The sequence below is a fragment of the Pseudomonas sp. PLMAX genome (assembly GCF_046042685.1).
Classification (GTDB): Bacteria; Pseudomonadota; Gammaproteobacteria; order Pseudomonadales; family Pseudomonadaceae; genus Aquipseudomonas; species Aquipseudomonas putida_AE.
On sequence record NZ_CP064949.1, the window covers coordinates 5,663,270 to 5,677,227 of the forward strand.

Here is a 13,958-nt window from a genome sequence, read left to right on the forward strand (position 1 = left end):
GATCTGGTCGTCGGAGAATTGGCGCCCCACTCGGGGGACGCAAGAAACTGACAGTTGGATGGCCAAATAGCCCAAGCGGTCACATTTAAGCATTGTCCGACGAAAACGCCTAAAGCAACAAATCCTCCAGACGACCGTGGATGCGTTCCGGCAGGTTTTCCTGGATCTCGATCAAGGCGCGGGAAATCGCACTCTGGAAGCCCTGCACCCCCGCAGATCCGTGGCTTTTAACCACGATACCCTGCAACCCGAGGAAGCTCGCGCCGTTATGCCGTGCGGGTGCCAGGTCGGCCTGCAGGCGCTTCATCAGTGGCAAGGCCAAGGCTCCGACCATGCGCGATGGCAGGCTTTTCTTGAACAACGCCTCGATGCGCCCGGCAATCATCGTGGCCAGGCCCTCGCTGGACTTGAGCAGGATGTTCCCGACAAAACCATCACAGACCACGACGTCCGCTTCACCACGGTACAACCCGTCGCCTTCGACAAAACCGATGTAGTTGATGCCACGGGCACTTTGCAACAGGGTTGCAGCCAGCTTGACCTGCTGGTTGCCCTTGATGTCCTCGGTGCCGATATTCAGCAGGGCCACGCGCGGGCGCACGATGCCCAGAGTCTCCGCCGCGACGGAACCCATCACCGCGAACTGCAACAGATGCTCGGCGCTGCAATCGACATTGGCGCCCAGGTCGAGCAATTGGCAGTAACCTTTCTGCGTCGGGATCGCCGCCACCATGGCCGGTCGATCGATGCCCGGCAAGGTCTTGAGCACAAAGCGCGACAACGCCATCAGCGCCCCGGTATTGCCGGCACTGACACAGGCCTGGACCTTGCCGTCGCGCAGCAATTCAAGGGCCACGCGCATCGACGAGTCGGGCTTGCCACGCAGGGCCTGGGTCGGCTTTTCGTCCATGGCGATGACTTCGGACGCTGCAGCAATCGACAGGCGCGCGCGATCCACAGCCGGTTGGCCAGCGATCAATTCTTCAAGGAGGGAGGGTTGACCGACGAGGGTCAGGTGCAGCGAGGGCGTGGCAGACAGGCAAGCAAGGCTGGCCTGGACAATGCTGCGGGGACCGAAGTCCCCGCCCATTGCGTCAATCGCGATGACTTGAGCGGACAAGTGATTACTCGTCAGCGCCCTTGTCGATCACTTTACGACCACGGTATACGCCTTCTGGCGATACGTGGTGACGCAGGTGAACTTCACCAGTGGTTTTTTCTACAGACAGGGTGCTAGCCTCGAGAGCGTCGTGCGAACGGCGCATGTCACGGGCAGAGCGGGATTTTTTGTTCTGCTGAACAGCCATAATTGATTAACTCCTAAACGTTTGGGTCACGCTTTAACTGCGCCAATACACTGAACGGGTTGGACCGCGTTACCTCGTCCTCGCTCGGTTCGGGCTCATCTGCTCCCGCCGGCTGCTGGCATTCTTCCGGATGATGAGCAGGCACAATGGGCAAGGCGAGCAGAAGCTCCTCCTCGATCAGTGACTGCAGATCCAATGGATCTTCGCCCAGTTCCAGCACGTCATAACCTTTCGGTAACGACTGGGTATTCGCACCCTCCTTCACCACAGCGTAACTGCATTCGCTATGGATCGGCAGGGTGACCAGCTCAAGACAACGCTGGCAAACCATTTTGACTTCAGTGTCGATAAAGCTGTGGATGACCACAGATTTACGTTCATCTCGTTCAAAAACGAATTTAGCCTGCACCGTACCGACATTGTCGGAAAGCGGGTCGCAGAGTCTCTTCAAATCGGCCAGCAGCATTTCACCCTGGAGGGTGGTGCCACGATCAGCCAATTTGCGCGGGTCAACGTGAGGTGGAATCGGGTCATTCAACATAGGCGCAGCATTATAGGGATGCACCCGCCCATGTCAAAGGAAATTCAGCCCTGTCCGTCACTTGGAAGCCTCGCTAGAATTCGCGCCAGTCATTTGGAGTTGCCCATGCTGCCTTTATTACTCGCTTCCAGCTCGGTCTATCGCCGGGATTTGCTGGCCCGCCTGCAGCTGCCATTCAGCTGCAGCTCGCCGGATATCGACGAAAGCCACCGCCCTGGCGAATCCGCCATCGAGCTGGTCAAACGCCTCGCCGAACAGAAAGCGCGGGCATTGGCCGCCAGCCATACCGCTCATCTGATTATCGGCTCCGACCAGGTCGCGGTGCTAGGCGAGCGGATTATCGGCAAGCCTCACACCTTCGAAAAAGCCCGCGAGCAACTCCTGGCTTCAAGCGGCGCCAGCGTGACCTTCCTGACCGGGCTGGCCTTGCTGAACAGCCAGACCGGCCACTGTCAGGTCGACTGCGTGCCTTTTACGGTTCATATGCGCGCACTCGACAGCGAACGCATCGAACGCTACCTGCGTGCCGAACAACCCTACGATTGCGCTGGCAGCTTCAAGGCCGAGGGATTGGGGGTGAGCCTGTTTCAAAGCACCGATGGGCCTGATGCTACCAGCCTGGTAGGCCTGCCGCTGATTCGCCTGGTGGATATGCTGCTGGCAGAGGGTGTGAAAGTCCCTTGAAAGCAAAAGATCGCAGCCTTCGGCAGCTCCTACAGGTGTACACATAACCTTGTAGGAGCTGCCGCAGGCTGCGATCTTTTGATCTTTAAATCGGCTTAACGCAGCGACGGACCGTTAAACCCCATCCACATCGCCAAATGCTCAGCCACGCTGGCACCGAGCTTTTTCGAGAAGCGGTCGAATGGCGATTCCTGAACGGTGAAGTCCACCAGTTCTTTTTCGCCGACCACATCGCGAGCCACCGAACTGGCACTGCCCAGGCCATCGATCAATCCCAGCGGCAGCGCCTGCTCACCCGACCAGACCAGCCCGGAATACAGCTCCGGATGCTCTTTGTCTTTCAGGCGGTCGCCACGACCCTGCTTGACGCTGTTGATGAACTGTTTGTGAGTGGTATCCAACACGCCCTGCCAGAACGCCGTTTCTTCAGGCTTCTGCGGCTGGAACGGATCGAGGAATGACTTGTGCTCGCCCGAGGTGTAGGTGCGACGCTCCACACCCAACTTCTCCATGGTGCCGACGAAGCCATAACCAGCCGCCGTAACCCCAATGGAACCCACCAGGCTCGCCTTGTCGGCATAGATCTGGTCCGCCGCACTGGCAATGTAATACGCACCGGAAGCACCCAGGTCGGAAATCACTGCGTAGAGCTTCGTATCCGGATGCAGGCCACGCAGACGGCGAATCTCGTCATAGACGTAGCCCGACTGCACCGGACTGCCGCCAGGGCTGTTGATACGCAGGATGACGCCCTTGACCTTTTCGTCTTCGAAAGCGGCCCGCAGGCTGCCGACAATATTATCGGCGCTGGCCGGCTCCTTGTCGGCGATCATGCCGGTGATGTCGATCAACGCGGTGTAATTGCCACTGCGGGTAGCCGCCTTCTCCATGTCCATCAACGGCGTAAACAGCGCCAGCGCGACAAACAGGTACACGAAGGTCAGCAACTTGAAGAAAATCCCCCAGCGCCGGGAGCGACGCTGCTCCTGCACACCGGCCAGCAGGGTCTTTTCCAGCAGCTTCCAGCTTTTTTCGTCACCGTTCTCTGCACTCGCCTTGGCGGGCGCTTTCCATTCGTCGGCCATGCCATCTACCCCAGCAATAACGTATTAAGCCCGCTGGCCCAGCCAGTCGTGCAATTGTGAAAAACGATCGATGGTCAGTCGCGGTTCGAACAGCTTCAGCGCTTCGATCGATTGCGCGCCGTAGCTGACCGCCACCGAATCCATGCCGGCATTGCGTGCCATCTGCAAGTCGAAGGACGAATCACCCACCATCAGCGCCTGGTCCGCACGCACCTCGCAATGGGCAAGTATCTGCTCCAGCATCAACGGATGGGGCTTGCTGGCCGTCTCGTCGGCGGCACGGGTGATGTCGAAGTAATCTTCCCACCCATGGGACTTCAGCACCCGATCCAGCCCGCGACGGGCCTTGCCCGTGGCCACGGCCAGGTGATAACCCTGGGCACGGAACGCCTCGAGCGACTCGACCACTCCGTCAAACAAGGGCGAAGGCACCGCCTCCGAGGCGATATAGTGGTCGGCGTAGTGCTGACGGAAGGCAATCAACTCGGCCTCGCCGATCTCGGGATACAGGGTACGGATAGCCTCCGGCAGCCCCAGGCCGATGATGCCCTTGACGGCAAAGTCATCGCACTGCGCAAACCCGGACCGCTGCGATGCCACATGCATTGCCTCGACAATCCGACCAATGGAATCGGCCAAGGTGCCGTCCCAATCGAAAATCAGCAGCTTGTAATCAGATGGGCGCACTCAAACGCTCCACAGTCTTGGCCCACATCTCGTCGACCGGGGCCTGCAACTTCAGCTCACCGCCATCTGGCAACGGCACGGTCAGCATGTAGGCATGCAGGAACAGGCGCTTGCCGCCCAGATCGCGGATTTCCTTGCTGAAACCTTCCTCACCATATTTGCTGTCGCCAGCGATGCAATGCCCGGCGTGCAGGGTGTGAACACGGATCTGGTGAGTGCGGCCGGTAATCGGCTTGGCTTCGATCAGGGTGGCGAAGTCGCCGAAGCGGCGCAGGACCTTGAACACGGTCACGGACTCCTTGCCTTCCTCCTCGTCGACCTCGACCATGCGCTCGCCAGAGCGCAGGTTGCTTTTGCCAAGCGGCGCACGGATTTGCTTGATCGAGCTCGCCCAGTTACCGCGCACCAGCGCCATGTAGCGCTTGTCGACGCCATCACCGCGCAACGCGGTGTGCAAGTGGCGCAACATGCTGCGCTTCTTGGCGATCATCAGCAGGCCGGAGGTATCACGGTCGAGACGGTGAACCAGCTCGAGCTCCTTGCAATCGGGGCGCAACTGACGAAAGGCTTCGATCACCCCGAACATCAGGCCGCTGCCGCCGTGAACCGCAATGCCGGCGGGCTTGTTGATCACGATCAGGGCCTTGTCTTCGAAGACAATCGAGGCTTCCAGGCGCTGCAGCAGCCCTTGGGCCAGCGGCACCGGCTCGTCACGTTCAGGCACGCGAACCGGCGGCACGCGCACGATATCGCCCGCCTGCAGCTTGTATTCGGGCTTGATCCGGCCCTTGTTCACTCGCACTTCGCCTTTGCGCAAAATGCGGTAAATCAAGGTCTTGGGCACGCCTTTGAGCCGAGCGAGAAGGAAGTTGTCAATACGTTGGCCGGCATATTCCGGCGAGACCTCAAGCAGTTGTACGCCTGGAGTCGGGGGGGTAGTCGTCGTCATGCCGCGGATGATAACAATTTTTTATGGAATTGAAGCACTTAATCATTGCTGCTATAGTCGCGAACGCCGCCAAAAGCGGCCTGGACAGCGGACCAACGGTCAAAAACCGGCCCTGACCAACGCAATTCACCAGGACGCGAGGCCGTCCTACGGGGCTTTCGCTACGTAACGGTGGAGTTTGCAGGTGTAACAAGCGCAGGTGACATGAGGCCTGAATCAAGCCGCAGAACAGAGTTTTGACTCGTCCTGCGAGTGAATATTCACGGCCAGTTCACAAAGTGCAGTCAGCTGCGAATGACCCCGAGCGAATGCTACGGAAACAACGCCTAAATTAGCCATGATGCGTGACCCTCCCCTTTCGGAGCTCACGGTAAATGCCAACCCGCTGCGGATTCTGCGCGCGGCAGCACCCGAATTATCAGGGATACGTGTAGGGTGGAGATGCACAACCGCTGGCCTGTGTAGCAATAGGCTTTATCAAGACGCTTCATCTCGTCCACAGCCGCCGGTTGATTCCTCCTCCTGACTGAGTGCTTAAGTAGCCACAGCAAGCAGGACGCGTACGTCGCGATGAAGGCCCACATTGGCCGGACTTCGCTGGACACGGGAATGGCCAACCACTCCCGACGCACCTGACACCGACCATGAGAAGTCGTGTGTGCCGAACGCCGTTTCCGGCAGCCCGGAAACCGACGGTACTACATGAAAAGAATGCTGATTAACGCAACTCAACCCGAAGAGTTGCGTGTTGCACTGGTAGATGGCCAACGCCTCTACGACCTGGACATCGAATCCGGTGCACGCGAGCAGAAGAAGGCCAACATCTATAAAGGCCGGATTACTCGCATCGAACCAAGCCTTGAGGCTGCCTTTGTCGATTTCGGCTCTGAGCGCCACGGCTTCCTGCCCCTCAAAGAAATCTCCCGCGAATACTTCAAGAAAGCCCCTGAAGGCCGCGTCAACATCAAGGACGTCCTGAGCGAAGGCCAGGAAGTCATCGTTCAGGTCGAAAAAGAAGAACGTGGCAACAAGGGCGCGGCCCTGACCACCTTCATCAGCCTGGCCGGTCGTTACCTGGTGCTGATGCCGAACAACCCGCGTGCCGGCGGTATCTCCCGTCGCATTGAAGGTGAAGAGCGCAACGAACTGCGTGAAGCGCTGAACGGCCTGGTTGCACCGGCCGACATGGGCCTGATCGTGCGCACTGCCGGCCTCGGCCGCAGCAGCGAAGAAATGCAGTGGGACCTCGACTACCTGCTGCAACTGTGGACCGCCATCAAAGAAGCTTCGCTGGATCGTTCCGCGCCTTTCCTGATCTACCAGGAAAGCAACGTGATCATCCGCGCGATCCGCGATTACCTGCGCCAGGACATCGGCGAAGTGCTGATCGACAGCGTCGAAGCCCAGGACGAAGCCCTGACCTTCATCCGCCAGGTGATGCCGCAGTACGCCAGCAAGATCAAGCTGTACGAAGACAGCGTTCCGCTGTTCAACCGCTTCCAGATCGAAAGCCAGATCGAAACCGCCTTCCAGCGCGTGGTCGAACTGCCTTCCGGTGGTTCCATCGTTATCGACCCGACCGAAGCCCTGGTGTCCATCGACATCAACTCGGCACGTGCCACCAAAGGCAGCGATATCGAAGAAACCGCCCTGCAGACCAACCTTGAAGCCGCCGAAGAAATCGCCCGTCAATTGCGCCTGCGCGACATCGGCGGCCTGATCGTCATCGACTTCATCGACATGACCCCTGCCAAGAACCAGCGCGCCGTGGAAGAAAAAGTCCGCGAATGCCTGGAAGCCGACCGCGCTCGCGTGCAAGTCGGTCGCATCTCGCGCTTCGGCCTGCTGGAAATGTCCCGTCAGCGCCTGCGTCCATCCCTGGGTGAAAGCAGCGGCATCGTTTGCCCGCGTTGCAACGGCACCGGCATCATCCGTGACGTTGAATCGCTGTCCCTGGCGATCCTGCGCCTGATCGAAGAAGAAGCCCTGAAAGACCGTACCGCCGAAGTTCGTGCACAAGTGCCGATCCCGGTGGCCGCGTTCCTGCTCAACGAAAAACGCAACTCGATCACCAAGATCGAACTGCGCACCCGTGCCCGCATCGTCATCCTGCCGAACGATCACCTCGAAACGCCGCACTTCGAAGTGCAGCGCCTGCGCGATGACAGCCCGGAAGCCGCGATCAACCAGTCCAGCTACGAAATCGCCGCTGCCGCTGCCGAAGTGGAAGAAGTGCAACCCGCTGCCGCGACCCGCACCCTGGTTCGCCAGGAAGCCGCGGTCAAGACAGCTCCAGCCCGCGCCAATGCTCCGGTTCCGACCGAAGTCGTCGCCGCTCCGGTTGCCGCACCTGTCGCCGTACCCGAGCCAAGCCTGTTCAAAGGCCTGGTCAAGTCGCTGGTCAGCCTGTTCGCCACCAAGGAAGAGCCAGTGGCTCCAGCCGTGGTCGAAAAACCGGCTGCCACCGAGCGTCCAGCCCGTAGCAACGAAGAGCGTCGCAACGGCCGCCAGCAGAGCCGCAACCGTAACGGTCGCCGCGATGAAGAGCGCAAGCCACGTGAAGAGCGCGCACCTCGTGAAGAGCGTGCACCACGCGAACCGCGCGAAGAGCGTCAGCCTCGCGAAGTCCGTGAGCCTCGCGAAACCCGCGAAGAAACCCCGGCCGTAGCCCGCGAAGAACGCGCACCGCGCGCGCCACGTGAAGAACGTGCACCCCGCGCCCCACGCGAAGATCGCAAGCCACGTGGCGAGCGTGAAGAGCGTGTGCGTGAACTGCGTGAGCCTCTGGACGCCGTCGCTCCAGCCGCTGCCGCTGCCGCTGCTACTCCGGCTGCTGCCACTGAAGAACGCCCGGCCCGCCCGCCACGGGAAGAACGCGCTCCACGCCCACCGCGTGAAGAACGTCAACCTCGTGCCGAACAAGCGCCAGCCGTTGTTGAAGAAGAGCTGACCGGCAACGAAGAGCAACTGCAGGAAGACGGTCAGGAGGGCGCCGAAGGCGACCGTCCACGCCGCCGCTCCCGTGGCCAGCGTCGTCGCAGCAACCGTCGCGAGCGTCAGCGTGATGCCAATGGCAACGTGATCGAGGGTTCGGATGAGTCCGAAGCCGGCGAAAGCAATGAAGCGCCTAGCACTGCTGACCTGGCCGCCGGCCTGGCGGTTACCGCCGCCGTTGCCAGCAGCGTGATCAGCGCTCCGGCCGAAGCACAGGCCAACGAGCAAGCCGAACGCGCCACTGCCGCCACCCTGGAATCGGCTCCGGTCGAAGCACCAGTCGTGGAAGCGACGACGCCGGTCGAAGTCACCGCCTCGCCGGAAATCGAAGTGGCAGCAGCGCCAGAAGCACAGCCAGTGGTTGAAGCTGCCGCTGAGCCGACCGTGGTTGCTGAAACCGTTACTGAAACCGTGACCGAAGCCGTTCGTGAAGTTCGCGAAGAGCAAACCGCCTTCAACTGGGTTGCCGAGCCAGCTGTAGTCGAAACGCCTGCTCCGGCACCAGCTGCTGAAGCCGAAGTGGCTGAACCGGTAGTCTCCGAGCCGGTTGTCGCGGCTGCCGAGCCTGCTCCAGTGGTTGAAGCGCCGGTTGTTGCCGAAGTTGCCGCTCCAGTGGTCGAAACGGCCCCTGTCAGCGCCCTGACGCCAAGTGGCCGTGCGCCGAACGACCCACGTGAAGTGCGTCGCCGCAAGCGTGAAGAAGAGCGTCTGCAGCGCGAAGCCGAATTGGCGGCCGCTGCTGCTCCGGTTGTCGCTGACGAGCCAGCGCCGGTTGCTGCCGAAGTGGTCGAGGCAGCTCCTGCCCCGGCTGCCGAAGTCGCTGCCGAGCAGGCTGAATCGGTAATCGCCGAAGCGCCTCGCTCCGTTCAGGAAGCGGTTGTGCAACACGAGCAAGCCCAGGAAAAAGAGCACGAGCCTAAACCTCTCGTCTGATTTCCTCGGCTAATGAAAAGCCCCGCCTGGTGATGCCAGGCGGGGCTTTTTTATTTGCGAACATCACACCGATCCCCTGTGGGAGCGGGCTTGCTCGCGAAGGCGGTCGACCAGTCGATAGTGATGTCGTCTGACCCGCCGCTTTCGCGAGCAAGCCCGCTCCCACAGGGGATCTTCGGTTACTTGAAATTCAGCCTCTGCGGTACATCCACATCCCACAACACGCCTGGATCATCCACCGTCACTTCAACCACACGCCCCTGGGCAAAAAGCGCCTTGGCGCCACGATCACCCGCCAATGCCATCAAACCCGGACCAAAGCTGCGCCCGAAGCCCACCGGATGCCCGTACTCACCCTCCTGCACCGGCACACTGATGCAGTCATCGGCGATGTTCGCCACCACCTGTTCGATACTTGAAGGCAGGATGAACGGCATATCCCCCAGCACCATCAGCCAACCCTCAAGCTGCGCACACGCCGTCACCCCGGCCGCAATGCTGTCGCCCATCCCGGTCGATTCGATCAGGACGATCTCACAGCCATAGGCCTTGGCCATGCGGCTCACTTGCGGGCGATCCGCCGTGGTCACCAGCATGCGTTTTTCCAAGGTGGCAGGCAGATTGACCAGAACCTGTTCGATCACCGATCGAACCGTCCCATCACGCCCCGTGCAATCAGCCAGCAGCTTGTCCTTTTCGTCACCGGCGACCTGTCGAAAGCGACTGCCCTGCCCCGCCGCCAACACGATCACCCCGATGGATTCACTCATACACCCTCCCGCAGCGGTTTTTTCTGCTTGAGCTCGACGCCATTCTTGATTGCGACAATCTCGGCCATCAGCGACAAGGCGATTTCCGCCGGGCTGTGGCTGCCGATGTGCAAGCCGACCGGACCATGCAGCCGCTCGATGGCCTGTTGCGACAAGCCGAGCTGAGCCAGGTTGTCCCGCCGCCGCTGGCTGTTGATGCGCGAGCCCAGCGCGCCGACATAAAAGGCCCGGGAGTCCAGGGCCGTGAGCAGGGCCATGTCATCCAGGCGGGGGTCGTGAGTCAGGGCGACGATGGCCGTGCGCTCGTCTGTCTGTATGTTCACCACCGCCTCATCGGGCATGCCCGAGACGAATCGACCGTGCTGTTCCTCCCAGCCGTAGACGAACTCGCTGCGCGGGTCGCAAATCAATACTTCGAAATCCAGCAACCGCGCCATCTCGGCGACATAGCGGGACAACTGCCCGGCGCCAATCAATAGCAAGCGCCAGCGCGGGCCATAGATGGCCCGCAGGGTCTGGCCATCGAAAGCCAGCACATCAGTCTTGTCGGCGGGCTTCAAAATCACCTCTCCGGTGGCGATATCCAGCGAACGTGCGACGATTTCATGGGCTTGGCAGCGCGCCAGCAGCTCGGCGACCCACGCAGGATCGCCGACGCGCTCCTCAGTCAAGCGCAAGGTGCCGCCGCAGGGTAAACCGAACCGAGCCGCCTCCTCACGGCTCACCCCGTAGGTGATCAGTTGCACCGGCGGCCCGTCGGCCGTGATGCGACCGTCATGCAACCGTGCGATCAGGTCGTCCTCGACACAACCACCGGACACCGAGCCGATCACCACGCCGTCCTCACGCAGCGCCAGCATGGCGCCAGGCGCCCGGGGCGCGGTGCCCCAGGTCTGCACGACGCTGTACAGGATCACCCTCTGGCCGGCGCGGCGCCACTCCAGCACGCTGCGCAAGACATTCAGATCGGCACTGTCCATCACGCCTGGACCTTCTGCCAGCCCTGCAATTGATAACGGATCGGCAGGTCGCGGATACGCTTGCCGGTGGCGGCGAAGATCGCGTTGCACAGGGCCGGCGCAATCGGCGGCACACCCGGTTCGCCGACACCGCCCAACGGCACCTCGCCCGGCGGCGTGACCAGGTGCACCGCGACTTCCCTGGGCGCCAGGGACATGCGCGCTACTTCGTACATGTGGAAGTTGTCCTGCTGGACCTTGCCGTCCTTGAAGCTGATTTCGCCCAGCACCGCGTTGCCCAGGCCCATGACACAGGCCCCCTCGAACTGCGCGCGAATCCGTTCGGGGTTGATCTGCGGACCGCAATCCACGGCGATGTCGGCCTTGTGCACGATCAAGCTACCGTCGTCCTTGACCTCGACTTCGATCACCGCCGCCACGTAGGTCACGAAGCTGTAATGCACCGCCAGGCCCAGGCCCCGGCCTTTGGGCAACTCGCGGCCCCAGCCGGCGGCCTTGGCGGCGGTTTCCAGCACCGTGCGCAATCGCGCGGTGTCGATCGGATAACGCTCGGGCGATTCACCGTAGTTCCACTCTTCACTCAAGGTACGCGGATCGATCTGACGGTCCGGGCCGAGCAGCCTGACCTGGTACTTGAGCGGGTCCTCCCCGGCCTTGTGCGCCAGTTCATCGATGAAGCTCTGGATCGCAAAGCCGTGGGGGATGTTCGACACCGAGCGATACCAGCCCACCCGCGTATGCACGGTGGCCTCGGGGTTTTCCAGGCGAATGTTGGGAATCGCGTAGGCCATGTTGGTGAAGCCCATGCCCAATTCGAAGGCCGCCTCGTGGTTCATGCCCGGGGCGAACAACGCGGTGATACTCGGCGCCACCGTACGGTGCAGCCAGCCGGAAGGCAGCCCATCCTTGTTCAGGCTGGCCTTGAGGTATTCGGCCGACACGGTGTGAAAATACGAACAGTGGATATCGTCTTCGCGGGTCCATTGCACCCGCACCGCCTTGCCGGGGAATTCCTTGGCCAGGATCGCCGCTTCGATGATGAAGTCGGGTTTGGATTTGCGCCCGAAGCCACCGCCCAGCAGCGTCACGTTGAACGTAACGTTATCGAAGGGCACGCCCAGGCGTTCACCGATCCGCTCGCGGGTGACCTGTGGCGCCTGGCTTGGCCCCCAGGCTTCGCACACTCCGTCCTTGTAGCGAGCGATGGCGACCATCGGCTCCATTGGCGATTGTGACAGGTGCGGCAAGTAGTAGGAGGCTTCCAGCGTGCTGTCGGCGCCGCTCATGGCCTCGTCGATATTGCCGGTGTTGCGCACCACTTTTCCGGGTTTGAGCGAGGCGGCCTCCAGCTCCTTGCGGTAGGCAATCGAGTCGTAGCTGGCGTTAGGGCCATCGTCCCATTCGATTTTCAGCGCATCGCGCCCCTTGATCGCTGCCCAAGTGTTGCTGGCCACCACTGCGATGCCGCCCAGGGGTTGAAACTCCGAGGGCAAGGGACGGCTCTCGATCTGGATGACCTTGACCACCCCCGGCACTTTCATCGCCGCACTGCCATCGAAGCTCTTGACCTTGCCGCCGTACACCGCCGGCCGGGCAATGGTGGCGAACAGCATGCCATCGAAATGCACGTCGGCGCCGTATACCGCGCGACCGTTGACGATGTCGTCGCCATCGATGGCCTTGGTGCCTTCCTTGCCGATATAGCGAAATTCCGCGGGCTGCTTGAGTCGCAAGCTGTCCCGTGCCGGCACGGCCAGGGCGCTGGCAGCTGTGGCCAGGGCGCCATACTCCAGCTCACGCCCGGAAGGCTTGTGGATGACTTTATGCAGCTGGGCATGGCATTCGCCCACCGGCACTTTCCACTGGTCGGCGGCGGCCTGTTCGAGCATGGTCCGCGCGGCGGCACCGCAGCGACGCATCGGCTCGTACCAGTGGCGCATGCTGCGCGAACCATCGGTGTCCTGGTTGCCGAAGCGCACTTCATCGCCCGGCGCCTGCTGCACCTTGACCCGTGCCCAATCGGCTTCCAGTTCATCGGCCACCACCATGGTCAGGCTGGTCCGTACGCCCTGGCCCATTTCCGAACGGTTGCATACCACTGTCACCGTGCCATCAGTGGCGATACTCACATAAACCTTGGGATCGTCGACCCAGCCGTGGGGCATGCCGTCGGCACCGAACTTTTTCTGCGCTTCTTCGGCAAATGCGTCCTGCCAGCCCCAGCTCGCGGCGACCACCAGTGCACTGGCGGCGCCCACACCCTTGAGAAAACCACGCCGACTGAGGTTGCTCAGGGCGAAATCATCGGGTAACCGGCTCATGCCTTGGCCTCCTTCAGGTGAGTGGATGCCTGGCGGATGGCGGTCTTGATGCGGTTGTAGGTGCCGCAGCGGCAGATGTTGCCGACCATTGCCTCTTCGATCTGTTCGTCGCTCGGGTTCGGGTTGGTCTTGAGCAGCGCGGTGGCGGACATGATCTGCCCGCCCTGGCAGTAACCGCATTGGGCCACGGCCGTATCGAGCCAGGCCTGCTGCACGACTTTGCCCACCGGGTCGGCATGCAGGTTGTCGATGGTGGTGACATTCTGGCCGACGACCGAGCCGATCGGCGTGATGCAACTGCGCGCCGGGGCACCTTCGATATGAATCGTGCAGGCGCCGCAAAGGCCCATGCCACAGCCGAATTTAGTGCCGTTGTAACCGGCCACGTCGCGGATCGCCCAGAGCAAGGGCATATCCTCGGTGACGTCGAGCGGATGGTCTTGACCGTTGAGTTTCAGGGTAATCATGGGCACGCCCGCATAGTGCTTGGGTTATGGGTCGAGCAATCTGCCGATGGATCATTGGTGGGTAACGCAGATCGACTCAGGCTAATGGGCTCTCTTGTGCGAACGGACACGTCTGCACCGGGCCTTTGGTGGAGCAAATGCTTGCATCGTCAGCAGACCAGGTTAAGCCTGCATTAACAAAAAAGCCCTGCACAACGTGAGTTGTACAGGGCTTTGGCAATCCGTCATGAAAGCTTAGCT

General features: G+C 61.4%; 12 protein-coding genes. 2 read left to right on the top strand and 10 right to left on the bottom strand.

The genetic code is table 11. The annotated features are described in order from the left end of the window. Positions 1-109 precede the first annotated feature (109 nt). Genes plsX through DKB71_RS25720 form a run of 3 tightly spaced genes read right to left on the bottom strand, consistent with a single transcriptional unit; the run spans position 110 to position 1,848 of the window. Complete coding sequence (plsX, locus tag DKB71_RS25710) at positions 110-1,120, bottom strand: phosphate acyltransferase PlsX (protein WP_323608683.1); 1,011 nt, start codon at positions 1,118-1,120, stop codon at positions 110-112. A gap of 4 nt (positions 1,121-1,124) precedes the next feature. After that, positions 1,125-1,307 (bottom strand): 50S ribosomal protein L32, encoded by a 183-nt coding sequence (rpmF, locus tag DKB71_RS25715; protein ID WP_003179396.1) that lies wholly within the window; start codon positions 1,305-1,307, stop codon positions 1,125-1,127. Positions 1,308-1,320: 13 nt separating this feature from the next. After that, on the bottom strand, positions 1,321-1,848 hold the full coding sequence (locus DKB71_RS25720; protein ID WP_008066540.1) for a YceD family protein: 528 nt from the start codon (positions 1,846-1,848) through the stop codon (positions 1,321-1,323). Between the two features lie 105 nt (positions 1,849-1,953). Between DKB71_RS25720 and DKB71_RS25725 the strand changes: the two genes are divergently transcribed. Next, positions 1,954-2,532: a Maf family protein gene (locus tag DKB71_RS25725; RefSeq protein WP_408598250.1), complete on the top strand. Its 579-nt coding sequence runs from the start codon at positions 1,954-1,956 to the stop codon at positions 2,530-2,532. Between the two features lie 95 nt (positions 2,533-2,627). On the opposite strand, the gene DKB71_RS25730 is transcribed toward DKB71_RS25725, so the two are convergent. From DKB71_RS25730 to rluC, 3 genes are read right to left on the bottom strand one after another with little or no spacing between them, the layout of a single operon-like run. Then, a complete protein-coding gene (locus DKB71_RS25730) occupies positions 2,628-3,617 on the bottom strand; it encodes a S49 family peptidase (protein ID WP_408598252.1) in 990 nt (329 codons plus the stop codon). Positions 3,618-3,641: 24 nt separating this feature from the next. Then, positions 3,642-4,304 (bottom strand): HAD-IA family hydrolase, encoded by a 663-nt coding sequence (locus DKB71_RS25735; RefSeq protein WP_408598254.1) that lies wholly within the window; start codon positions 4,302-4,304, stop codon positions 3,642-3,644. Beyond that, positions 4,291-5,253: a 23S rRNA pseudouridine(955/2504/2580) synthase RluC gene (gene rluC / locus DKB71_RS25740; RefSeq protein ID WP_408598256.1), complete on the bottom strand. Its 963-nt coding sequence runs from the start codon at positions 5,251-5,253 to the stop codon at positions 4,291-4,293. Before rluC ends, DKB71_RS25735 begins: the two co-directional genes overlap by 14 nt. A gap of 702 nt (positions 5,254-5,955) precedes the next feature. Between rluC and rne the strand changes: the two genes are divergently transcribed. Further along, entirely contained in the window at positions 5,956-9,180 is a 3,225-nt protein-coding gene (gene rne, locus DKB71_RS25745) for a ribonuclease E (RefSeq protein WP_408598258.1), read from the top strand. A gap of 179 nt (positions 9,181-9,359) precedes the next feature. Here the strand turns inward: rne and DKB71_RS25750 are convergent, their stop codons facing one another. The 4 genes from DKB71_RS25750 to DKB71_RS25765 are packed head-to-tail and all read right to left on the bottom strand — an operon-like array spanning position 9,360 to position 13,718. Then, positions 9,360-9,950: an NTP transferase domain-containing protein gene (locus DKB71_RS25750; RefSeq protein WP_408598260.1), complete on the bottom strand. Its 591-nt coding sequence runs from the start codon at positions 9,948-9,950 to the stop codon at positions 9,360-9,362. Beyond that, positions 9,947-10,930, bottom strand: coding sequence for an XdhC family protein (locus DKB71_RS25755; protein ID WP_408598262.1), 984 nt, complete (start codon positions 10,928-10,930; stop codon positions 9,947-9,949). Before DKB71_RS25755 ends, DKB71_RS25750 begins: the two co-directional genes overlap by 4 nt. Continuing rightward, positions 10,930-13,251 (bottom strand): molybdopterin cofactor-binding domain-containing protein, encoded by a 2,322-nt coding sequence (locus tag DKB71_RS25760; RefSeq protein WP_408598264.1) that lies wholly within the window; start codon positions 13,249-13,251, stop codon positions 10,930-10,932. Before DKB71_RS25760 ends, DKB71_RS25755 begins: the two co-directional genes overlap by 1 nt. Next, a complete protein-coding gene (locus tag DKB71_RS25765; RefSeq protein ID WP_323608675.1) occupies positions 13,248-13,718 on the bottom strand; it encodes a (2Fe-2S)-binding protein in 471 nt (156 codons plus the stop codon). Before DKB71_RS25765 ends, DKB71_RS25760 begins: the two co-directional genes overlap by 4 nt. Positions 13,719-13,958 lie beyond the last annotated feature (240 nt).